This is a genomic window from Halomonas cibimaris (genome assembly GCF_055379665.1).
Genome location: NZ_AP043828.1, coordinates 980,904 through 1,003,117, shown reverse-complemented (window position 1 = coordinate 1,003,117; position 22,214 = coordinate 980,904). Strand labels below are relative to the sequence as shown.

The following is a 22,214-nucleotide window of genomic DNA, read 5'->3' as shown; positions in this document are numbered from 1 at the left end:
AGGTGGCGCATAAAAAAAGCCCGGCAAGTGCCGGGCTTTCTCGTCCGTTATGGTGCGGCCCGGGTTACTGAGGCAGCTCGGCAATATCCGCGACTTCCAGGAACAACGCCTGCAGGCTGGCCAGCAGCGCCAGGCGGTTGCGGCGCACGGCGTCGTCGTCGGCCATGACCATTACCTGGTCGAAAAAGCGGTCGACCGGCTCGCGCAGCGTTGCCAGGGCGTCCAGGGTGTCCGTGTAGCGGTCTTCGGCCAGCAGCGGGGCCACGCTTTCGCGGCGGTTGCCCAGCGCTTCCAGCAGCGCCTTTTCCGCCGGCTCGCTGAGCAGCTCAGCGTTTACGCCGGTGCTGCCGTCGTGGTCCTGCTTGGCGAGGATGTTGGACACGCGCTTGTTGGCGGCGGCAAGCGCGGCGGCTTCGTCGCGCTGGGCAAACGCCTTGACCGCGTATAGCCGGCGAGCGAAGTCCAGCGGCTTGGTCACCGGGCGCTTGCGCACGGCCAGATACATCTCGGCGCTGATGCCGGCATCCTGACCCCAGGCGCGGAAGCGGTCGAGCATGTAGGTCAGCACGTCGTCGACCACGGTGTCGGCCCCGGGCAGATCGGCGTGCTGCTCGGCGGCCAGCGTCAGCAGCTCGCGCAGGTCCAGATCCAGCTCGCCGGCGACCAGAATATTGATCACGGCGATGGAGGCCCGGCGCAGGGCGAAGGGGTCCTTGGCGCCGGTGGGGCGCTGGCCGATGCCGAAAATGCCGGTCAGCGTATCCAGCCGGTCGGCAAGGGCAAGGGCCTTGCCGGTGGCCGTTTGCGGAATAGAATCGCTGGCAAAACGCGGCAGATACTGTTCCTCAAGCGCGACGGCGACCTCACTGGCCTCGCCGTCTTCGGCGGCGTAATAGCGCCCCATCACGCCCTGCAGCTCGGCGAATTCCTGCACCATTTCGGTGACCAGATCGCACTTGGCAAGCTGGGTCGCGCGCTTGGCGTGGGCCGGCTCGCCGCCGATGCGCTCGGCGATAAAGGCGGCCACGGCTTCGCTGCGCCGCGCCTTGTCGGCAAGCGTGCCCAGCCTGTGCTGAAACACCATGCTGCCAAGCTCGGCCCGGCGGCTGGCCAGGGTGCGCTTACGGTCGGCGTCGAAGAAAAACACCGCGTCGGCCAGGCGCGGGCGGATGACCTTTTCGTTACCCGCGATGACCTGCGCGGGGTCGCGGCTTTCAATGTTGGCCACGGTGATAAACAGCGGCTTGAGCCGGCCGTGCTCGTCGAGCAAATGGAAATACTTCTGGTGGCCCTGCATGGACGACACCAGGCACTCCGCCGGCACGTCCAGAAAGCGCGCATCGAAGCTGCCGGTCAGCGCCACCGGCCACTCCACCAGCCCGCTGACTTCGCCGAGCAGGTCCTCGTCGATGACGGCGGTGGCCTCGTTGACCTCGGCCTCGGCCAGCACCTGCTCGCGGATGCGCTCTCGGCGCTGTTCGCGATCGACGAGCACAAAGGCGTTTTCCAGCGCGGCGACGTAGTCGTCGGCGTGGGCCAGCTGCAGCGCGTCCGGCGCGTGAAAGCGGTGGCCGTAGGTGGTGCGGCTGGCACTCAGCCCCAAAGCTTCAGCGGCGACGACCTCGCGGCCGTAAAGCGCGACCAGCCAGTGCACAGGGCGGGAAAACTCGGTGCGGGTATCGCCCCAGCGCATGTATTTGGGCACCGGGAGCGCGTCGAGCGCCTTGTTGAGAATGCCGGGCAAAAGCGCGCTGACGCGCTCGCCTGCCTGGCGTTCGCGAAAGCCAAGCCAGGTGCCCTTGGGCGTTTCCAGCTCGATCAGCTGATCCACGGCCACCCCGCAGGAGCGGGCGAAGCCCTCGGCGGCCTTGGTCGGCGCGCCGTCCTTGAAGGCGGCGGCGAGTGCGGGGCCGCGGCGTTCGATTTCGCGGTCGGGCTGGCTTGCGGCAAGCTCGGTAACGACCACCGCCAGCCGGCGCGGCGAGGCAAGCGCCCGCACCCGGCCAAAGGGCACCTCGGCGGCTTCCAGGCCGCTTTTTATGCCCTCGGCAAAGGCGTCGGACAGAGCGTCCAGGGCCGCCGGCGGCAGTTCTTCACAGCCAAGTTCGAGTAGCAGCGTATCCGTGGCCATCAGGCGTCTCCCTGGTCGTTCACAGGTTCATCATTGAGCAGTTCATTGCGCAGCGCTTCGGCGGCGAGCGGGAAGCCGGCCGCGCGGCGAGATGCGTAGTAGGCGCTGGCCACGTTGCGGGCCAGGGTGCGCACGCGCAGGATGAAGCGCTGGCGTTCGGTCACCGAGACGGCGTGGCGGGCGTCCAGCAGGTTAAAGGTGTGGGATGCCTTGAGCACCTGCTCGTAGGCGGGCAGCGGCAGGCCGGCGTCCAGCAGGCGGGCGCATTCGCTTTCCTGATGGTCAAAGGCCTTGAACAGGTAGTCCACGTCGGCGTGCTCAAAGTTGTAGGCCGACTGTTCGCGCTCGTTTTGCAGGTAGACATCGCCGTAGGTCACGCGGCTGCCGTCCGGGGCGACGGTCCACACCAGGTCGTAGACGCTATCCACGTCCTGCAGGTACATGGCGATGCGCTCCAAACCGTAGGTCAGCTCGCCGGTGACCGGGAAACACTCAATGCCGCCGGCCTGCTGAAAGTAGGTAAACTGGGTGACTTCCATGCCGTTGAGCCAGACCTCCCAGCCCAGCCCCCAGGCGCCAAGCGTAGGGGATTCCCAGTTGTCCTCGACAAAGCGCACGTCGTGGACCAGCGGGTCCAGCCCCAGACGTTTGAGCGAGCCCAGGTACAAATCCTGAAAGTGGGCCGGCGACGGCTTCATCACCACCTGAAACTGGTAGTAGTGCTGCAGGCGGTTGGGGTTTTCTCCGTAGCGGCCGTCGGTGGGGCGCCGCGACGGCTGTACGTAGGCGGCGTTCCAGTTTTCCGGGCCGATGGCGCGCAGAAACGTTGCCGGGTGAAAAGTGCCCGCGCCCACTTCCATATCCAGCGGCTGGAGCACCACGCAGCCCTGTTCGGCCCAGTACTGCTGCAAGGCCAGGATCAAGCCCTGGAACGTCGACACGTCGGGTGTCGCGCTATTGGTTGAAACACTCATCGCAAAGCCCCGTTGACCATGAATTCACAGACCGTCAAGTATACAATTCATGGCAGACAGGTTATAGGCGCCCGTCGCGTTGAGACCGGCGCGGCGCCAGCGATTTCACAAAAGGAGCCAGCATGATCGTAGTCACAGGCGGCGCCGGGTTTATCGGCGCCAACATCGTCAAGGCGCTCAACGCGCGCGGGCGCACCGACATCATGGTGGTGGACGATTTAACCGACGGCACCCAGTTCGCCAACCTGGCGGACCTGACGCTTGCCGACTACCGCGACAAGAACGCTTTTTTGGCCGACGTGCGCGCGGCCCTTGCCGGCGAGCCCACCGACCTTCCGCAGATCGAGGCGATCTTCCACGAAGGCGCCTGCTCGGACACCACCGAGTGGGACGGCAAGTTCATGCTGGAGAACAACTACGCCTACTCGCGCACGCTGCTGGACTACTGCGACCGCTACGGCGTTGCCTTTCTCTACGCCTCATCGGCGGCGACCTACGGCGGCAGCAGCGTGTTCAAGGAAGCCCCCGAATACGAGCGTCCGCTCAACGTCTACGGCTATTCCAAGCTATTGTTTGACCAGCACGTTCGCGAGCGCTGGGACACGCTTTCCTGCCAGGTGGTGGGCTTTCGCTACTTCAACGTTTACGGCCCGCGCGAGCAGCACAAGGGCAAGATGGCAAGCGTGGCGTTTCACCACCACACCCAGATCAGCAACGGCGAAAATCTCAAGCTGTTCGGTGCCTGGGACGGCTACGAAGCGGGCATGCAGAGCCGGGATTTCGTCTACGTGGGTGACGTGGTGGACGTCAATTTGTGGTTTCTGGACAACCCCGAGCGTTCGGGCATTTTCAACCTGGGCACCGGCCGGGCCGAGCCGTTCAAGGCCATCGGCGAGGCGGTGATCGACTTTTACGGCAAGGGCCGTATCGACTACGTCGATTTCCCCGAAGCGCTCAAGGGCCGCTATCAGAGCTATACACGGGCGGACATCAGCCGCCTGCGCGCGGCCGGCTGCGACGTGGCATTCAAGACCGTCGCCCAGGGCGTGACGGCCTATCTGGAGTGGCTGAATGGCTGAACAAGCCCCGCGCCTGCTGGTGGTGGGCCCGTCCTGGGTGGGCGATATGGTCATGGCCCAGAGCCTGTTCATCATGCTCAAACGTCGCTACCCGGGGGCCACCGTCGGCGTGGTAGCGCCGCCCTGGTCCGAGCCGATTCTTGAGCGCATGGCCGAGGTGGACGCCGTGCACCCGCTGGCGGTGGGCCACGGCGAGTTCGGCTGGAAGGCCCGCCGGGCGCTGGCCCGACAGCTTCGCGGCCGCTACGATCGGGCCATTGTTTTGCCGCGCTCGTGGAAGGCTGCGCTGGTGCCGTTTTTGGCGCGCATCCCTGAGCGGGTAGGGTTTTTAGGCGAGCAGCGCTACGGACTTTTAACCGAGCGCCGCGCGCTGGACAAGACCGTGCTCGACCAGACCGTCAAGCGCTTTGTGGCGCTGGGGCTGCCCGAGGCCGAGACCGCAAGCGGCGCGTTTGCGCTGCCGGAACCGCGCCTTGAAGTCGACCGTGCAAGCCAGACGCGGCTGGGCGAGCAGCACGGGCTGGGCAAGCGCCCGGCCATTGCCATGATGCCCGGCGCCGAATACGGCCCGGCCAAGCAGTGGCCGCTGCGCTACTTCCACGCTCTGGCTGCACGGCTGAGCGAAGACGGCTATGCCGTACGCGTGATCGGCGGGCCGAAGGATCATCCGGCCGGTGAGGCCATCGTTGAAGGGCTTGCGCACGCCCGCAACCTGTGCGGCGAGACCTCCCTTGCAGACGCGGTGGACTTGCTGGCGGGCAGCGAGCAGGCGGTGACCAACGATTCCGGGCTGATGCACGTGGCCGCCGCCGTGGGCACCCGGGTGCAGGCGATTTACGGCTCGTCTTCGCCTGCGTATACGCCGCCGCTTACGGCCAACGCCCAGATTCACTATCTGGCACTTGACTGCTCGCCGTGCTTCAAGCGGGTGTGCCCGCTGGGCCACACTAACTGCCTGAACCATCTCTACCCCGAGCCGCTGTATCACGCCGTTACCCGGCGCATCGCCACCGACGGCTAGCCCGGTCAGCGGCCGGCGCGGCCGGGGTTGGGCGCAAGCCCCTCCCACAGTCTGCGCTGCAGAGCGCTTTCTTCCAGCAGCCGGGCGTTGAGTTTGTCTTTGCCGTAGCGCTCCAGCAGCGTGCGGGTCTCCGGCTGTAAAAGCGAAACGCCAAGCCCGGCGCGGTTCTCTTGCGGCGGGTAGCCCAGAGCATCAAGAACGGTGGGGAACACATCGACAATCGAGGCGCGCCGGGAAATACGCCGCGGCTCAAGGCCGTTGCCCAGCAGCATGAAGGTGTTTTCCCGGGGCAGGCCGACAAGCTTGTCCCACGCCGAGACGCGCATGGACAAATGATCGCTTGCCACCACCACCAGGGTGTTGTCCAAAAGCCCTTGGTCGTCCAGCCGTTCAACCAGCCGGCGCGCCAGCCAGGCCGAACACCTCACCGAGTAGAGAATATCGTCGCCGTCCCACTGGCCCTGGCGCCGGCGGCAGCGCCGGGCAGGAAAGCCCACCGGCGCATGGGCGGCAAGGCTGATGTTGACCATGCCCCAGGGGCCGTCGCCTTCGGCGTCCAGGCGCTTGATTTCTTCAACGGTAAGGTCGTAGAGGGTGTCGTCGTAAAGCCCCCAGTCGTTGACGTAGTCTGCATCATTCAGGCGCGGGCGAAGCTCGTCCAGGCCCAGCACGCGGTCAAAGCCGTGGCCCTGATAGAACGTGCCCTTGCCGGCGAACGCCTTGCTTGCCCCGCCGAGAAAGCTCAGCCGGTAGCCCTGTTCGCTGAGCACATCGCCCAGGCAGTCCACCCCCGGCACCACCTCGGCCAGCGGCGCAAACTGGCGGTCGTGCACCAGCCCGGCAGGCATCAAGGGCGTGCCGCACTGGCTGCCGATCATCCCGGCCATGGTCCAGCCGGTGTTGCTGATCTGCTCGACGCCGTCAAACACCACGCCGTTTTTGCCCAGCGCACGCAGGTCATCGTAGGCATCGCCAAACGCCGGGGCGGCGTAGGTGCGCTCCAAACTTTCCAGATACAGAACCAGCAGGTTAGGCGGGGCCGGCTGCGGCTCGATAACGGGCGGGCGATAGTGGCGGTCCAGCCAGTTGCCGCCCTCGGTAACCACCGCCGCGCTGCGCTGCCCGACGCCGACCAGCAGCGGATTGCTCACCAGCAGCGCCAGCGCAATCAGCGGCTCGATGCGGCGCAGCCGCGTATCCCGGCGCACCAGCCAGGTAAACGCGTAGAGCAGCCCCAGCATGGAAAGCGTGTAAAGCCCGGCGGCGATAAGGCGCTCGCTACCGCCGTGGTCGGCAATGCCTGCCTGCAGATGGAAAAATACCGCGCTGAGATCCACGTTGCCGAAGCTGTCCGCCAGGTAGACGTAAAGCCCCCACAGGCACAGCGGCACCAGCGACCACGGCCGCGCCCGGCGATAGCCGCCGGCTGCCATGCCCGCCCGCACCCGCAGGCCAAGCGCGCCGGCCAGCGCGGCAATGCCGGGCAGCGTCCACCACGGCAGGCGCGTCAGGGTAATCAGCGTATAGCCAAGCCCCAGGCCCAGCGCCGTGGCGGGCAGCCACGCAGCGGGCGCTAAGCGCGAAAGCATGCTGAAACGCGAAGGTTTAGGTAGTGATCTTTCATGAAAAATAAGCCCGAGTGCATCACGGCGAAAGCGTATCACGGAGATGAAAACGGCACGACCCGAAGGCCGTGCCGCTGCCGGCAAATAGCGCTGGCGAAGCGCAAATCGGCGATCAGCTCGTTGACCACCGCGCGCACCGGCATTTCCTTGTAGTGCTCATTGGTGGTCCTTGTGCCTCGGCCAGAGCGTCTTTGCTGGCGTAGATCTAAAGGTGGAACAGCGCGGGGGTGTTATAGTTGGCGATAATTCCCGACTTATCGCCACCGTATAATAAAATCAATAGCTTACGAGACACCGATATGCAATTTTGCAGGCCGTTCTGCAATTTTGCAGGGCTTTCCATGGAATCGTATTTTCTGCAATTTTGCAGAATCGGCTCATTTCAAACGCTGCCGACTGTTGCTGTTTTGCACGGTGGCTCTGCAAAAATGCAGGGCGTTTGGCGGAATGCGATTTTCTGCAATTTTGCAGGATTAGCCGAAAAATCGCACCGGTTTGGCATCAACCGATTCTGCATTTTTACAGTGGCGGTCTGCAATTTTGCAGAGGAAACTGCGGAATGAGATTTCCCGCAAAATTGCAGGATTTGCCATAAATTTAGCAATCGCTAAATAGAATAATCGAAGAAAAGGCGGGAAGAAAAGTCAAATTATTGGCGAGAGGAAGGAAGTGATGGCATCAAAAATTGCTGTTTTGTTACCTGACTTTTGATGCCATGCGACCGAAGCCATAAGGCGAGAGGGGAAAGAAAAGTCGTGTCACTTTAATTAGCGAAAGTTAATTATTTGCCCAGCGACCAGCGTGACCAGCCGCGTTTAGAAGTGGCAAGCGGCCCCGGTCAGTCGTTACCGAAAAGGTCGCGAGTATAGACTTTATCCCTGACGTCCGCGAGCTCACTGACCATACGGTTGCTGAGTATTACATCGGCGGCGCCCTTGAACTCATCAATGTCACGCACGACTCGTGAGCCATAAAAGGTGGCTTCTTCCAGCACCGGCTCGTACACGATCACCGCAATCCCCTTGGCCTTGATGCGCTTCATCACCCCCTGCATGGCGCTGGCGCGGAAGTTATCCGAGCCGGCCTTCATGATCAGGCGATACACCCCCACCACCTGCGGCCGGCGGTTGATGATCTGCTCGGCGACAAAGTCCTTGCGGGTACGGTTGGCATCGACAATGGCCTGGATGATGTTGCTGGGCACGTCCTGATAGTTGGCGAGCAGCTGCTTGGTATCCTTGGGCAGGCAGTAGCCGCCGTAGCCAAAGCTGGGGTTGTTGTAATGATCGCCGATACGTGGGTCGAGCCCCACGCCTTCGATGATCTGGCGGCTGTCCAGGCCGTGGGACTCGGCGTAGCTGTCCAGCTCGTTGAAGTAGGCCACGCGCATGGCCAGGTAGGTATTGGCAAACAGCTTGATGGCCTCGGCCTCGGTGCTGTGGGTCAACAGCCGGGCGATGTCCCGTTTTTCTGCCCCCTGTTTCAACAGGCCGGCAAACTGCTCGGCGCGTTCGGAGCGTTCGCCGACAATAATCCGCGAAGGGTGCAGGTTGTCGTACAGCGCCCGGCCCTCGCGCAAAAACTCCGGTGAAAACAGCAGGTTTTGCGTAGCAAAGCGTTCGCTGGCTTCCCGGGTGTAGCCCACCGGCACAGTGGATTTGATCACCATCAGCGCCTCGGGATTGACCGCCATGACGGCGCGAATCACCGCCTCCACGCTGGAGGTATCAAAGGTGTTGGTGTCCGGATCGTAGTCGGTGGGCGTGGCGATCAACACGATATCGGCTTCGCGGTAGGCCGCCTCGCCGTCCAGCGTGGCGCGAAAGTTTAGCGAGCGGTTGGCGAGAAAGTCGCTGATCTCGGCGTCCTCGATGGGCGAGACGCCGTCATTCAGCAGGCTGACCTTTTCCGCCACGATATCCACGGCGACCACGTCGTTATGCTGGGCCAGCAGCATAGCGTTGGAAAGGCCGACGTAGCCGGTACCGGCAACAGCGATGTTCATAGTGTTCCTTTTCGTCCGTTTTCTGTAAAAGAGCAGCGCGGCCGTTTCATGCCACCCATGCCAGCGCACCCGTGATCGTCACGCTGAGCGTCGCGCGATAACGACGCGCATGATACCGACCGCGCCGTAGTGCGTGCCAGCGGCGCGCCCGGGGCAAGCGAGCATTGGCTTAAACCCGGCTTATTCACCGGAACGCTGATTGGGCATCCTGAAGCCCCGGGGAGCCGGTAGCTCGTCGCCGAACGCCGATTTCGAGACGGCATCGTCTTCCGGTGACGCTCTGTCCGGCTGTTATCGCCGTTATTCAGCCCCTTCCCTGCCTTGTCGTCGGTCATCCGGCCAGCCGGAACCGCCGGTCATCGACAGGACCGGCGTCTCACTCTCTTGCTTATGCGACCGCTGAGGCGTCAGCGCAACGCCGTCAGTTTTGGTAGCCCTTTCAGCAGAGTCGGCCACCATTTATCGGCTGCGGCGCCGAGGTGGACCGTGATACGTCGGGCGTGGAGGATCAGGGTGGCGGCCACCTTGAGGACCTGCTCTCGCATCCGGATCAGGCTCCAGCCCTGTCGGGTTTGCCGTTCCAGCACGCAACGCAGACCATGCAGCACCTGATAGGCGTAAAGGCTCAGCAGAAGACTCGCCTCGTTGCGATCCATCACGTTCTGCTCGGTAGAGGCGCCGCGATCCGTCGACGAGAGGTGGACATCCAGCGCCGACTTGACCTCGCCCATGTGCGCCTCGGCGCTGCCGCGCTTGCGGTACAGCGATAACACCTTTTCCGGCGGCCAGTGGTACCGACTCAGGTTGGTCACCAGGAAAAAAGCGTGGAGCAACAGGTCATCGGGGCGTTCCTGAACCACCAGCACGACGCGCCGTGGCGCGGGCCAGCTGTCGGCCCGGTATTCAAGGTCATGGCACCATTCCCGGGGCTGGTCCGGGGGTCGGCCGGGCGGCCGCTTGAGATACGGCGCCGCCAGCGTCTGAAGGGTGTTGTTGCTGCGCAGCCGGCCCAGGTACGCGATATCACGCTCTTCCATGGCCAGCAGCGTATCGTTGCCGGTAAACCCGGCATCGATACGCACTGTCACTGTCGCACCGGTGCCTTCATTGAGGCGCCGTACCAGGTGAGGGATCCAGGTATCGGCGTTCTCGGCAGGGCCCGCGTTACCCTCGCGCAGCAGGCCGCCGACCATGTCACCGGTTTCGGCCAGCGAGGCCACCAGCGGCGAATAAATGCGTGTGCCGTACAGCCCGTGAAAGGCCGACCCGCCCTGACGACCATGGACCTCGATCGGCAGGCCGTCGATGTCCAGCGTCAGGTTATCGGGCTGCTCGCCGTGGTTCAGCGATGCCAGGCGCCAGATCGCCAGGCGCAACAGGCCTTCATGCACGGTATCGATGTTGTCATGACTCCCAAGGCACGCCAGCAGCCGCGACAGCGTCGCCTGCGACGGACGGTCCTGTGCCAGAGGCGTCATTCCGCGTGCATCGCTGCACGCCAGCTGCCAGAGCGGATCGTGACGCAGCGTGTCGGTATCGTCCAGGTCGATCCACCCCATGGCGCGCTGCAACACGACGGTTCGCAGCTGGCTGGCCAGGGAATGACGAATACGCAGTGGATCACGCCGGTCGACCAGGCTTTCTTCCAGCGCCTGGATAACACCGCTGTTGTCGAGGGCTTCACGCAGCAGCAAGGCGCCGCTGTCGCTGGTGGTGCGGTGGCCGCTTAGCTCGGCCCGAACAGAACCATTGCAGGAAGGCGTCCACGACGATAATCTTTCACCCATGGCGAGAGGTCCTCTTGAATCAAGTTCTGGCTGGAACATCCTGATTCTACAAGAGAAACCCCTCGCCATCTTTATTTTCAAGCCAGCCTCATGAATAAGCCGGGTTAAAAGGGAAAGATGAGCGGTGTCAGCACGAGGACACCGGCGGAATAGGCAAGGCTCACGGGCAGACCTGTTTTGAGAAAGTCGCTGATCCGATAACGTCCCGGTGAGTAGACCATCAGATGCGTCTGGTAGCCGAAGGGAATTAAAAAGCAGGCGCTGGCGCCGTAGGCCACGGCCATGACAAACGGCAGCGGGTCGGCGCCGAAAGCCTGCGCGGTGCTCCAGGCGACAGGAAAGGCAAGCGCGGCGGCGGCGTTGTTGGTGACGGTTTCCGTCAGCAGCAGGGTGAACACATAGCAGCCGGCGAAGGCGGCATACACGCCGTAGCCGCTGAACAGCGCCTGCATGCCCTGAGCCAGCAGGGCGGCGGCGCCGGAGTTTTCCAGCGCCTGAGCCATGGCCAGCGCCGAGCCGATGATCAACCACAGCGAGAACGGAAAGCGCCGGCGTAGCTCGTCGACGCTGAGAAGCCGAGAGGCCAAAAGCCCTGCCATCAGCAAAAGCAGACCGTGAAACAGCGGCACCAGCCCCAAGCTGGCGCCGCCGATCACGCCGGCAAAGCCGCCCAGGGTATAAGCACTTTGCCGGCGACTGAGCTGCGGGCGGGTAAAGCTGCCGCTGAGCAGATGGAAATTGCGGTCGAGGTTGCGGTGCTGGCGGAAATCGGCGCTGACGGCCAGCAGCAGGCAGTCGCCCACGCGCAGCGGTATTTGCCCCAGCTGACCTTCCAGGCGTTTCTCGCCCCGCCGGATACCCACCACCCCGGCGCTGAACATGCTGCGAAAATCCACCTCCTGCAGCGTCTTGCCCGGCAGCTCCGACTGGTGCGATACCACGACTTCGACCAGGTTCGTCGCCAGCAGGTCGCTTGCCTGGTGGCCAAATAGCCGGAGGCCGGGAAAGCGCTGCAGTGCCTGAACCTTGTTCACCTCGCCGGTAAAAACCAGCGTGTCGCCGGGCTGCAGCCGCTCTTCCGGCGCAACCGGGCTCAGCAGCCGGCCGTCGCGCTCGATTTCCAGCAGGTAGAGGCCGTCCAGGCTGCGCAGGCCGTTGGCTTCGATGCTTTTGCCGGCCAGCGGCGAATCGTCAGTCAGCTCGGCGGCGAGAAAGTAGGCCAGCCGGTCTCGGGTGTTCTCTGCCGGATGGCGCGGTAGGCCGCTCGCCCGCCAGAGCAGGACGCCCAGCGAAATCAGCGCCACCGGCAGGCCCACCAGAGCAAACTGAAACATGCTCAGCTCCCGGCCGGCGGCGTTCAAATAAAACGAATTGACCACCAGGTTGGTCGAGGTGCCCACCAGCGTCGTAATCCCGCCCATGAGGGAGGCGTAGGACAGCGGAATAAGCAGCCGCGACGGGGCCAGCCGGCTCTGACGCGAGATAGCCCCGAGAAACGCCGCCACCACCGCGGTGTTGTTGAGAAAGGCCGAAAGTATCGCACTGGCCCCCATGAGTTTTGCCGTCGCCAAGCGCGGCCTGCCGCTCAGCAGGCGGTCGGAGAGCCAGTCAAGCAGCGGCGAACGTTCCAGCGCCAACGACACCAGCATCAGCAAAAGAAGGGTGGCCAGCGCCGGGTTGGTGTATTGCTGCAGAAGCGTCGCGGTATCCACCTGGCCGGTGAGCAGGTAAAGCGTGGCAAGGCCAGTGAAGGCGGTAGCGGGCTTGACGCGCCCACTGACGAGCACCGCGAGAAAAAGGCACAGAGAAACAACAACGGCCCAGGCGAGCATACGACATCCTTAACAACGGTAAACTGGCTTGCCGTATGTTACGCGGGCTTTTATGATAACGTCTATCGAGCCGGTATAATTGCTATGTTGTTTTAACAATAATCTTTTATAAACAATAAGTTAAAAGTTTTTTGAGTATAAAACATTTTTCGCCTGAAATAATTAACGAGCGCCGTTTGGACGCCGTCAGGCGGCGGCTGGACGGTGTGACAGTGGCCGAAACGGCGCGCCAAACCGGCCTCTCTGCGCCGACGGTATCAGCGGCGTGGAAAGCGTTCTGCCAGGGCGGCTGGGCGGCCGTACCGGTGCGCGAGCGCGGCCGCCGTCAGGGCCAGGCGTCGCGGCTGACCTCACACGTGCAGCAGGCGCTGTGGCACCGGGTGTATACGCCGCCGCCAGCGGGTGAGCCGGGCTGGTCCAGCGCCGCGCTGGCGGCAGACGTGGGCGCCGAGCAGGGCGCTACGCTCACCCGGCGCAGCGTGGAGCACTGGTGGGCAGACGAAGGGTTGAAACCCTCCCCCTGGCCGCTCGAGCAGTGGGGCGCCGAGCGCTCGGCGCGCGGTCGCTGGTTTCGCCAGACGGTAGCGCCGGTGTGGCAGCGCCTGCCGCGTGCTACCCAGCGCTGGCAAGGCGGCGCGCGCCGCGTTCGGCATCCGCAGCGTGCGGTGTATCAGCTGTACTTTCACGGCCCCCGCGGACGGCTGTGGATGCGCTGTTTTCCCCACCCGCCGCGTGCCGAGGACTACCTGCTGGCCTTTGCTGCGCTGGCGCAAAACGCCCCCGCAGGGCTGATTTTCCACGGCGCGGACTTGGCGGCCAGCCCCGAGATACAGGCCTGGCTGGACGAGCAGCCGGAATTCTATGTCGTCAAGATGGGGAGACGTGGCTGAGTTCGTGTTATGGCCGGCAGCCCTCTACCGGGTAGGAGCTGAATATTTTGTGGGAGCTGAATGTTTGGTGGGAGCTGACTTCAGTCAGCGATGAATTATGGCAGCAGGCCTGGTGGAAGCAGGGTTCGGTGGGATCTGAATGTTTGGTGGGAGCTGACTTTAGTCAGCGATGGTTTAGCCATCGAACACGGCAGGCCTGGCGGCCTGCTTTCGCGCACTGAAGTGCGCTCCCACCTTGAATCAGGTAACTGGCCGCCGCTGGCTATGGGCCCACTACCTGGTGGGAGCTGACTTTAGTCAGCGATGAATTATGGCAGCAGGCCCGGTGGAAGCAGGGTTTGGTGGGAGCTGACTTTAGTCAGCGATGGTTTAGCCATCGAACACGGCAGGCCTGTGCGGCCTGCTTTCGCGCACTGAAGTGCGTTTACACCCGGTTTGTGGGTGCTCCCACCCTGTTGTCAGGCCTGTGGCAACCAACGGCGAAGAACGCTTTATCAACCAAGGACAACCATGACATGACATCGCTTACGCACTTACAACGGCTCGAGGCCGAAAGCATCCAAATCATGCGGGAGGTGGTCGCCGAGACGGAAAACCCGGTGATGCTCTATTCCGTGGGCAAGGACAGTGCGGTCATGCTGCACCTGGCGCGCAAGGCCTTTGCCCCCGGGCCGCCGCCGTTTCCGCTGCTGCACGTGGATACCCGCTACAAGTTCCGCGCCATGTACGAATTCCGCGACCGGATGGCGAAGGAAAGCGGCATGGAGCTGCTGGTGCACGTCAATCCCGAAGGGGTCGAAAAGGATATCAACCCCTTTACCCACGGCTCGGCGATTCATACCGACGTGATGAAGACCGAAGGCCTCAAGCAGGCGCTGGACAAGTACGGGTTTGATGCGGCGTTTGGCGGTGCCCGGCGCGACGAGGAAAAATCCCGCGCCAAGGAGCGGATATTCTCGTTCCGCACCGCGCAGCACCGCTGGGACCCCAAAAACCAGCGCCCCGAGCTGTGGAAATTGTTCAACACGCGCCGCCACCAGGGCGAGTCGATCCGCGTGTTCCCGCTGTCCAACTGGACGGAGCTGGATATCTGGCAGTACATCCACCTGCAGGGCATTCCCATCGTGCCGCTGTACTATTCCGCCGAGCGCCCGGTGGTGGAGCGCGACGGCACGCTGATCATGGTCGACGACGAACGCCTGCCGCTGGAACCCGGCGAAGTACCGATGATGCGCAAGGTGCGCTTTCGCACCCTGGGCTGCTACCCGCTGACCGGGGCGATCGAGTCCGAGGCCGACACGCTGCCGGCGATCATTCAGGAAATGCTGCTGACCCACACGTCAGAACGCCAGGGCCGCGTGATCGACAACGACAGCGCCGCATCGATGGAGAAGAAAAAGCAAGAGGGGTACTTTTAATGGCGCATACATCCGATTTGATCGCCGACGATATCGAGCAGTATCTGCAGGCCCACGAGCACAAGGGGCTGCTGCGATTTATTACCTGCGGCAGCGTCGACGACGGCAAGAGCACGCTGATCGGCCGTCTGTTGTTTGAGTCCAAGCTGCTGTTTGAAGACCAACTGGCCTCCATCGAGGCCGATTCCCGCAAGTTCGGCACCCAGGGCGATGAGCTGGACCTGGCGCTGCTGGTCGACGGCCTGGCCGCCGAGCGCGAACAGGGCATCACCATCGACGTGGCCTACCGCTTTTTCTCCACCGACAAGCGCAAGTTCATCGTTGCCGATACCCCCGGGCACGAGCAGTACACCCGCAACATGGTGACCGGCGCGTCCACCGCCGACGCCGCGATCCTTATGGTCGACGCCCGCCACGGCATTCAGACCCAGACCCGGCGCCACAGCTTTCTCATGGCACTGATGGGCATGCGCCACGTGGCGGTGGCGATCAACAAAATGGACCTGGTGGGCTACGCCGAGGCGCGGTTTAACGCCATTGTGGACGAATACCGTGAGTTTGCCGCCGAGCTGGGGCTCGAGAGCGTGACGTTTATTCCGCTCTCGGCGCTCAAGGGCGACAACATCACCCGGCACAGCGCCAACATGCCCTGGTACCACGGCACCACGCTGATGGGCTACCTGGAAACCGTCGAGATCGAGGACGAAGCGCTGCAGCAGGCGCCGCTGCGCCTGCCGGTGCAATGGGTCAACCGCCCTGATCTGGATTTCCGCGGCTTTAGCGGCATGATTACCAGCGGGGTGGTCAAGCCCGGCGACGCCATTCGCGTGCAGCCCTCGGGCAACGGCAGCCGCGTAGCGCGGATTTATACCTTCGACGGTGATCTGGACGAAGCGGTCGCGGGGCAGTCGGTCACCCTGCTGCTGGAAGACGAGATCGATATTTCCCGTGGGGACGTGATCTCGGGCGTTGAGCAACCGGCCCGCACTGCCGACCAGTTTGAAACCTCGCTGGTGTGGATGCACGACGAACCGCTGCTGCCCGGGCGGCCGTATCTGATGAAGCTGGGCACGCAGTTAGTCTCCGCCACCGTGACCGACATCAAATACCGGATCAACGTCAACACCCTGGAGCACACCGCGAGCAAGCAGCTGGCGCTTAACGACATCGGCGTCTGTACCCTGAGCGTCAATCGGCCGGTGGCGTTTGATGCCTTCCGCGACAGCCAGGACACCGGCGGCTTTATCCTCATCGACCGGATGACCAACAACACCGTGGGCGCGGGTATGCTGCACTTTGCCCTGCGGCGCAGCGACAACATCCACATGCAGCACGTGGACATCAACAAGCAGGCCCGAGCGAGCGCCAAGCACCAAAAGCCGGCGGTGCTGTGGTTTACCGGGCTTTCCGGCGCGGGCAAGTCGAGCATCGCCAACCGGGTGGAAAAGCGCCTGTACGCCCAAGGGCAGCACACCTACCTGCTGGACGGCGACAACGTGCGCCACGGCCTCAACCGCGACCTGGGTTTCACCGACGCCGACCGCGTGGAGAACATTCGCCGGGTGGCGGAAGTGGCCAAACTCATGGTGGATAGCGGGCTGATCGTACTCTCGGCGTTTATCTCGCCGTTCCGCGACGAGCGCCAGCTGGCGCGCGACCTGCTGGCAGACGGCGAGTTCATCGAGATTCACGTCGACGCGCCGCTGGACGTTGTCGAAGCCCGCGACCCCAAGGGGCTTTACCGCAAGGCGCGCCGCGGCGAATTGAAAAACTTCACCGGCATCGACTCCGACTATGAAACACCCGAGGGGGCGGAAATTCATCTGCCAACGGCGCAGATGAGCGAGGACGAAGCCGCCGACGCCGTGATTAACGCGCTGCGCGAGCGCGGGCTGATCGGCTAGGCCGCCGCTGGCAGGGGCCGACGACGGGTCGGCCCAGCATTGTTCGATGGCTACATCATCGCTGACTGAAGTCAGCTCCCACCGGGTAGTTGGCCCATAGCCAGCTGCGGCTGGTGACTTGATTCAGGCTACCAGCGGCTGGTACTCAGACCCCATCATCGGCTCCCCGCTATCGGATAACGATCCACGAAATTCGATCAAGACTCGCTGGTTGTGGGGTGACGGCGGCAGGTTGATTTTGGCCACCCGGGCTTCCAGCATCGCCGGCGCGGTCAGCATCGCGTCTGCCAGGTCCTGATTCAGATAACGAGGAGCCCAGCCCAGCATCAAGTAACTATCAGGCGCCTGAAGCTGAATAGCCAGGCCGGAGGCTGGATTGTTGAGTTCTAGAGCCACTCGAAGTGTGTCGCCTTCACGCAGTTGCTGCAGCCGCTGCTGTGCGGCTTCGCTGACATAGCGCCAACCATGCAGGAAAAACCGGCAGCGGAAACTGCCATCCGGTTGCGTGGCGATACGCGGAAAGACTTCCAGATTATCGGTCTGGCGTGTGCCACCGGTCACGGCCAGGATTTCGAAAGGGTCGACCACCTGCTCAGATAGCCCCAGGCGGGCCATCAGCGCCGGATAGTCCTTACGCCGAGCGTTGGGAATCCGGTTACGGAATACCGAGAATAACTCCTCGGAGCGGTAGCAGCGCTGCAAGTCAGGAAAGGCGTCGAGAGGCTGAAAGCCGGCTTCCTGCCGCGCATGTTTCGCCCCCTCCGTATAGCGAAATACATAATCCTTGCCTTCGGCATCCAGCCGACCGATAACATACCAGCGGCGCGTTGCTGGCTTACCCGAGGCACGCTGGCGCCGATCCTGCCATGCCAGATAAAGGGTAGAGTTCACTGCAATCTCCGTAGCCGGTTACAGTTATAGGTTAGCAGCTCCTTGGAAAAGCTTCGGGAAAGCTCGCTGATACAGCTTTCGGGCACCCGTTCAACTATGTCCAGCAGAGGCGTGCAGCCCAGCCGCTGTAGCCTTGTGATCCAGGGAGCCAGATATAGCGGCCAGCGTCGATATGAGACTTCTGCCAAGTGGAGAGGGTTTTCGCCCCGCCGCCCTTCGGATTTCAAAAAGATACCTCCATGGGGGCGCTTGGCATACCATTCGACACGCCATGGCTCATGCTGCCACTTGGCCAGTCGAAACTCGGTGAGTTCCCGCCCCAATGATGAGGCGTGATCGAACGAGGGCGCAAGCCAGTGCTGGACTTGCCCTCTCGGAACTGTCTTACGCAGCATGGCCCAGTTCTCGTGATGGCGATCGGTGTTGAGTATCAATGCATCCAAAACGATGAATCCACCAACATGACGGAAGGTATTTTATCGTTGCTCAGGGTCGTCTTGTGTAATCCGGTCCACCACCTTCAGGATATTCTGTAACGTGTGATCGTGCTGGCCGCGAAGCTTATGACGATCATACCCCTCGATGACGCCATCGAGCAGCTCATTTCCATGTACCAGCTCTACATCCTCCTGATGCAGTGCTTCAAAACTGCGAGTCAGGCTCCCCCAACGCTGCTGAAAACGAGCAAGCTCCACCGTGGCGTGGGGTATTCTCAACAGTTCAGCCACCTCTGCTGCTACTTTTTCGGCCCAGTGCTCGCCAGTTGCCACCCCGTCATTGACACGGGAGAACTTGAACAGCCAGGGATGGATATCACCGGGCCGTTCGATCCAGGCTTTTTCTTTGGTCCCCATGGGTTCATCGTCGATTACCCATTCTGGCTCAATGTCAACAACAGGAAATTGCGGCATACTTAACATCCTCGGACGAAGGCCGCCACATCGCTTGCAAACCTCGCGATGGCGGTGCCACCAACCTCTGACTGGCCTACGGCCTGATCGCGCACTGAAGTGCGGCTCCTACCGGGTAGTTGGAGCCCGGCAGAAGCTGGATTTCTGGTGGGAGCTGACTTCAGTCAGCGATGGCGGTGCCACCGAACCCTGACAGGCCTGCGGCCTGTTATCGCGCACTAAAGTGCGGCTCCTACCGGGTAGTTGGAGCCCGGCAGAAGCTGGATTTCTGGTGGGAGCTGACTTCAGTCAGCGATGGCGGTGCCACCGAACCCTGACAGGCCTGCGGCCTGTTATCGCGCACTAAAGTGCGGCTCCTACCGGGTAGTTGGAGCCCGGCAGAAGCTGGATTTCTGGTGGGAGCTGACTTCAGTCAGCGATAGCGGTGCCACCGAACCCTGACAGGCCTGCGGCCTGTTATCGCGCACTAAAGTGCGGATCCTACCAGGTAGTTGGAGCCCGGCAGAAGCTGGATTTCTGGTGGGAGCTGACTTCAGTCAGCGATAGCGGTGCCACCGAACCCTGACAGGCCTACGGCCTGTTATCGCGCACTAAAGTGCGGCTCCTACCGGGTAGTTGGAGCCCGGCAGAAGCTGGATTTCTGGTGGGAGCTGACTTCAGTCAGCGATGGCGGTGCCACCGAACCCTGACAGGCCTACGGCCTGCTATCGCGCACTAAAGTGCGGCTCCTACCGGGTAGTTGGAGCCCGGCAGAAGCTGGATTTCTGGTGGGAGCTGACTTCAGTCAGCGATGGCGGTGCCACCGAACCCTGACAGGCCTGCGGCCTGTTATCGCGCACTAAAGTGCGGCTCCTACCGGGTAGTTGGAGCCCGGCAGAAGCTGGATTTCTGGTGGGAGCTGACTTCAGTCAGCGATGGCGGTGCCACCGAACCCTGACAGGCCTACGGCCTGCTATCGCGCACTAAAGTGCGGCTCCTACCCCGGGATCGAGTCACGAGCCGCGGCTGGCTATGGGCCCGCTACGTGGTGGGAGCTGAATCTTTGGTGGGAAATGGGATGGACCCGTCCTTCTGTGCCAAGCTGGATATGACATCTAGCTAGCAGTGCACAGAACACTGACGGCATCTGAAAGGAGGGCCCATCCATGAAACAGATTAGCATTGTTGGCATTGACCTGGCCAAACACGTTTTTCAGTTGCACGCCGCCGATGCGCGCGGCCATAACGTCTTTAACAAGCAGGTTAAGCGTGATCAGCTGCGGCTCACGCTGGCCCAGCTGCCGCCTTGCCGCATCGCCATGGAGGCGTGCGGCTCGGCCCATTATTGGGCACGCGAAATTCGCGCCCTGGGCCATGAGGCAGAACTACTGCCGCCGCAGGCGGTCAAGCCCTTCGTGCTGGGCCACAAGAATGATGCACGCGATGCCGCGGCTATCGCCGAGGCCGCAGCACGCCCGGCGACGCCTCGGGTGACGATCAAGACAGAAGCGCAACAATCCCTGCAAGCGGTGCACCGGGTGCGCAGTCGGTTAGTGCGCGAGCGCACCGCCATCGGCAATGAGCTGCGCGGCCTACTGGGAGAGTTTGGCCTGATCGTGTCGCAAGGGCATGCGGTAATACGCCAGGGTGTGATCCGTGAACGCCTGGACGAGCAACGGGCGCGGCTGGGTGAAGAACTCCACACCCTGCTGAACGACCTGCTCGACCAGTGGCTCGAGAACGATGCGCGGATCGCGCGCTATGACAAGCGGCTGCAGCGACAGGCCAAAGCGTCAGCCGACATGCAGCGGCTGATGAGTCTGCCCGGCATCGGCCCGATCAACGCCACGCTGTTGTTCAGCCACCTGGGCGATCCGGCACGGTTTCCCAACGGGCGTCAGTTCAGCGCCTCGTTAGGGCTAGTGCCACGCCAGCATTCCAGTGGTGGCCGCCATCAGTTAATGGGTATCACCAAACGCGGCAATGGCGAGGTTCGACGGCAGCTGGTGCACGGTGCCCGCGCGGCATTACGCCAGTTTCAGCGCCAGGAACAGCCCGACCGGCTGTCCCGCTGGGCCTGCTCATTAGCGGCGCGTCTTGGACAACGCAAGGCCATTGTGGCCCTGGCAAACAAGATGGCGCGGATTTGCTGGTCGCTATTGGCCCATGAACGCCGCTACCAGCCGCAGGAGGCCGCTTAATGATACCGAATAAACAGGCGAGTTCGTTCAGCATACGATAAGTTACCCAACCCCGAGGTTGCGCAGGCGAGATGCTTCGATGGCATAACGGGTCAGACCGACTCTCTGTCACTCTGTGAAGTGCGCAGGCCCATGGCGAGGCCGAGTGGGAGATCAGAGCAGAGAGCGCGTATTCCATCAGGGCCAGGCACCGCAGGTGCCACCAACAGGCCGGATATAAGCGTGCAGTCCTCACCTTTATGCGTGGTTGCTTCTAGCTTGCACAACAGGACGGGTCCATATAAGCGGACTTTAGTCCGCGATGATACAGCCACCAAACATCTACTCAGTCACTACCGAAAAGGTCGCGGGTATAGACCTTATCCTGGACGTCCGCCAGCTCACTGACCATACGGTTGCTGAGTATCACATCGGCGGCCTGCTTGAACGCATCAAGGTCGCGCACGACCCGCGAGCCATAAAAGGTGGCTTCTTCAAGCACCGGCTCGAACACGATCACCTCAATCCCCTTGGCCTTGATGCGCTTCATCACCCCCTGCATGGCGCTGGCGCGGAAGTTATCCGACCCCGACTTCATGATCAGCCGATACACCCCGACGACCTTGGGCTGCCGCGCCAGCACCTTCTCGGCGATAAAATCCTTGCGCGTGCGGTTGGCATCGACAATCGCCTGGATGATGTTGCTCGGCACATCCCGATAGTTGGCGAGCAGCTGTTTGGTATCCTTGGGCAGGCAGTAGCCGCCGTAGCCAAAGCTGGGGTTGTTGTAATGGTCGCCGATGCGCGGGTCGAGCCCCACGCCTTCGATGATCTGGCGGCTGTCCAGGCCGTGGGACTCGGCGTAGCTGTCCAGCTCGTTGAAATACGCCACCCGCATGGCCAGATAGGTGTTGGCGAACAGCTTGATCGCCTCGGCCTCGGTGCTGTTGGTTAGCAATACCGCGATATCGTCCTTGACGGCCCCCTGCTTCAACAGCTGGGCAAAGCGCTCGGCGCGTGCCGAGCGTTCGCCGACAATAATCCGCGAAGGGTGCAGGTTGTCGTACAGCGCCCGGCCTTCGCGCAAAAACTCCGGTGAAAACAGCAGGTTTTGCGTAGCAAAGCGTTCGCTGGCTTCCCGGGTGTAGCCCACCGGCACGGTGGACTTGATCACCATCAGCGCCTCGGGATTGACCGCCATGACGGCCTTGATCACCGCCTCCACGCTTGAGGTATCAAAGGTGTTGGTGTCCGGATCGTAGTCGGTGGGCGTGGCGATCAACACGATATCGGCCTCGCGGTAGGCCGCCTCACCGTCCAGCGTGGCGCGAAAGTTTAGCGAGCGGTTGGCGAGAAAGTCGCTGATCTCGGCGTCCTCGATGGGCGAGACGCCGTTATTCAGCAGGCTGACCTTTTCCGCCACGATATCCACGGCGACCACGTCGTTATGCTGGGCCAGCAGCATGGCGTTGGAAAGGCCGACGTAGCCGGTGCCGGCAACAGCGATGTTCATAGTGTTCCTTTTCGTCCGTTTTCTGTAAAAGAGCAGCGCGGCCGTTTCATGCCACCCATGCCAGCGCACCCGTG

The 22,214-nt window shown here is 62.6% G+C and carries 16 protein-coding genes; 7 read left to right on the top strand and 9 right to left on the bottom strand.

Features of this window, described 5'->3' with window-relative positions:
* Window positions 1-64 precede the first annotated feature (64 nt).
* Window positions 65-2,131, bottom strand: a complete 2,067-nt coding sequence (gene glyS, locus ACZ415_RS04585; protein ID WP_344701772.1) for a glycine--tRNA ligase subunit beta — start codon at window positions 2,129-2,131, stop codon at window positions 65-67.
* Window positions 2,131-3,105 carry a glycine--tRNA ligase subunit alpha gene (gene glyQ, locus ACZ415_RS04580; RefSeq protein WP_344701770.1) on the bottom strand — a complete coding sequence of 325 codons (975 nt, stop codon included), beginning with the start codon at window positions 3,103-3,105 and terminating at the stop codon, window positions 2,131-2,133. Before glyQ ends, glyS begins: the two co-directional genes overlap by 1 nt.
* A 122-nt stretch (window positions 3,106-3,227) precedes the next feature.
* Here glyQ and rfaD point away from each other — a divergent pair, with 122 nt between their 5' ends.
* Both rfaD and waaF read left to right on the top strand, forming a co-directional pair.
* A complete protein-coding gene (rfaD, locus tag ACZ415_RS04575) occupies window positions 3,228-4,184 on the top strand; it encodes an ADP-glyceromanno-heptose 6-epimerase (protein ID WP_344701768.1) in 957 nt (318 codons plus the stop codon).
* Window positions 4,177-5,205 carry a lipopolysaccharide heptosyltransferase II gene (waaF, locus tag ACZ415_RS04570; RefSeq protein ID WP_344701766.1) on the top strand — a complete coding sequence of 343 codons (1,029 nt, stop codon included), beginning with the start codon at window positions 4,177-4,179 and terminating at the stop codon, window positions 5,203-5,205. Before rfaD ends, waaF begins: the two co-directional genes overlap by 8 nt.
* Before the next feature lie 5 nt (window positions 5,206-5,210).
* Here waaF and ACZ415_RS04565 read toward each other — a convergent pair whose 3' ends face one another.
* A complete protein-coding gene (locus ACZ415_RS04565; protein ID WP_344701764.1) occupies window positions 5,211-6,794 on the bottom strand; it encodes a sulfatase-like hydrolase/transferase in 1,584 nt (527 codons plus the stop codon).
* A gap of 377 nt (window positions 6,795-7,171) precedes the next feature.
* Between ACZ415_RS04565 and ACZ415_RS04560 the strand changes: the two genes are divergently transcribed.
* Window positions 7,172-7,393: a hypothetical protein gene (locus tag ACZ415_RS04560; protein ID WP_464387766.1), complete on the top strand. Its 222-nt coding sequence runs from the start codon at window positions 7,172-7,174 to the stop codon at window positions 7,391-7,393.
* A gap of 275 nt (window positions 7,394-7,668) precedes the next feature.
* Here ACZ415_RS04560 and ACZ415_RS04555 read toward each other — a convergent pair whose 3' ends face one another.
* From ACZ415_RS04555 to ACZ415_RS04545, 3 genes are all read right to left on the bottom strand, one after another.
* Entirely contained in the window at window positions 7,669-8,835 is a 1,167-nt protein-coding gene (locus ACZ415_RS04555) for a nucleotide sugar dehydrogenase (RefSeq protein ID WP_344701760.1), read from the bottom strand.
* 407 nt (window positions 8,836-9,242) lie between these two features.
* Entirely contained in the window at window positions 9,243-10,661 is a 1,419-nt protein-coding gene (locus ACZ415_RS04550) for an IS1380 family transposase (RefSeq protein WP_464387719.1), read from the bottom strand.
* 65 nt (window positions 10,662-10,726) lie between these two features.
* The gene (locus ACZ415_RS04545) at window positions 10,727-12,454 is read right to left on the bottom strand and encodes an SLC13 family permease (RefSeq protein WP_344703214.1); all 1,728 of its coding nucleotides are present in this window, start codon (window positions 12,452-12,454) and stop codon (window positions 10,727-10,729) included.
* Window positions 12,455-12,630: 176 nt separating this feature from the next.
* Here ACZ415_RS04545 and ACZ415_RS04540 point away from each other — a divergent pair, with 176 nt between their 5' ends.
* The 3 genes from ACZ415_RS04540 to cysN all read left to right on the top strand — a co-directional run bounded on the left by ACZ415_RS04540 (window position 12,631) and on the right by cysN (window position 16,666).
* Window positions 12,631-13,344, top strand: a complete 714-nt coding sequence (locus tag ACZ415_RS04540) for a hypothetical protein (RefSeq protein ID WP_344703216.1) — start codon at window positions 12,631-12,633, stop codon at window positions 13,342-13,344.
* Between the two features lie 515 nt (window positions 13,345-13,859).
* A complete protein-coding gene (gene cysD / locus ACZ415_RS04535; RefSeq protein WP_464387765.1) occupies window positions 13,860-14,762 on the top strand; it encodes a sulfate adenylyltransferase subunit CysD in 903 nt (300 codons plus the stop codon).
* Window positions 14,762-16,666 (top strand): sulfate adenylyltransferase subunit CysN, encoded by a 1,905-nt coding sequence (gene cysN, locus ACZ415_RS04530; RefSeq protein WP_344703218.1) that lies wholly within the window; start codon window positions 14,762-14,764, stop codon window positions 16,664-16,666. Before cysD ends, cysN begins: the two co-directional genes overlap by 1 nt.
* Window positions 16,667-16,789: 123 nt before the next feature.
* Here cysN and ACZ415_RS04525 read toward each other — a convergent pair whose 3' ends face one another.
* Window positions 16,790-17,557 (bottom strand): hypothetical protein, encoded by a 768-nt coding sequence (locus ACZ415_RS04525; RefSeq protein ID WP_344703220.1) that lies wholly within the window; start codon window positions 17,555-17,557, stop codon window positions 16,790-16,792.
* 476 nt (window positions 17,558-18,033) lie between these two features.
* Complete coding sequence (locus tag ACZ415_RS04520) at window positions 18,034-18,468, bottom strand: hypothetical protein (protein WP_344703222.1); 435 nt, start codon at window positions 18,466-18,468, stop codon at window positions 18,034-18,036.
* A gap of 1,145 nt (window positions 18,469-19,613) precedes the next feature.
* Here ACZ415_RS04520 and ACZ415_RS04515 point away from each other — a divergent pair.
* Complete coding sequence (locus ACZ415_RS04515) at window positions 19,614-20,648, top strand: IS110 family RNA-guided transposase (protein ID WP_344702365.1); 1,035 nt, start codon at window positions 19,614-19,616, stop codon at window positions 20,646-20,648.
* Window positions 20,649-20,973: 325 nt separating this feature from the next.
* On the opposite strand, the gene ACZ415_RS04510 is transcribed toward ACZ415_RS04515, so the two are convergent.
* Window positions 20,974-22,140 carry a nucleotide sugar dehydrogenase gene (locus tag ACZ415_RS04510; RefSeq protein ID WP_344702367.1) on the bottom strand — a complete coding sequence of 389 codons (1,167 nt, stop codon included), beginning with the start codon at window positions 22,138-22,140 and terminating at the stop codon, window positions 20,974-20,976.
* Window positions 22,141-22,214 lie beyond the last annotated feature (74 nt).

Bases quoted from the DNA above. Each gene is read 5' to 3' on its own strand.
- rfaD (WP_344701768.1), top strand. From the start codon at position 3,228: ATGATCGTAGTCACAGGCGGCGCCGGGTTTATCGGCGCCAACATCGTC.
- ACZ415_RS04520 (WP_344703222.1), bottom strand. From the start codon at position 18,468: ATGCCGCAATTTCCTGTTGTTGACATTGAGCCAGAATGGGTAATCGAC.
- ACZ415_RS04565 (WP_344701764.1), bottom strand. From the start codon at position 6,794: ATGCTTTCGCGCTTAGCGCCCGCTGCGTGGCTGCCCGCCACGGCGCTG.
- ACZ415_RS04550 (WP_464387719.1), bottom strand. From the start codon at position 10,661: ATGTTCCAGCCAGAACTTGATTCAAGAGGACCTCTCGCCATGGGTGAA.
- glyS (WP_344701772.1), bottom strand. From the start codon at position 2,131: ATGGCCACGGATACGCTGCTACTCGAACTTGGCTGTGAAGAACTGCCG.
- ACZ415_RS04555 (WP_344701760.1), bottom strand. From the start codon at position 8,835: ATGAACATCGCTGTTGCCGGTACCGGCTACGTCGGCCTTTCCAACGCT.
- cysN (WP_344703218.1), top strand. From the start codon at position 14,762: ATGGCGCATACATCCGATTTGATCGCCGACGATATCGAGCAGTATCTG.
- ACZ415_RS04515 (WP_344702365.1), top strand. From the start codon at position 19,614: ATGAAACAGATTAGCATTGTTGGCATTGACCTGGCCAAACACGTTTTT.
- ACZ415_RS04510 (WP_344702367.1), bottom strand. From the start codon at position 22,140: ATGAACATCGCTGTTGCCGGCACCGGCTACGTCGGCCTTTCCAACGCC.
- ACZ415_RS04560 (WP_464387766.1), top strand. From the start codon at position 7,172: ATGGAATCGTATTTTCTGCAATTTTGCAGAATCGGCTCATTTCAAACG.
- cysD (WP_464387765.1), top strand. From the start codon at position 13,860: ATGACATCGCTTACGCACTTACAACGGCTCGAGGCCGAAAGCATCCAA.
- ACZ415_RS04545 (WP_344703214.1), bottom strand. From the start codon at position 12,454: ATGCTCGCCTGGGCCGTTGTTGTTTCTCTGTGCCTTTTTCTCGCGGTG.
- glyQ (WP_344701770.1), bottom strand. From the start codon at position 3,105: ATGAGTGTTTCAACCAATAGCGCGACACCCGACGTGTCGACGTTCCAG.
- waaF (WP_344701766.1), top strand. From the start codon at position 4,177: ATGGCTGAACAAGCCCCGCGCCTGCTGGTGGTGGGCCCGTCCTGGGTG.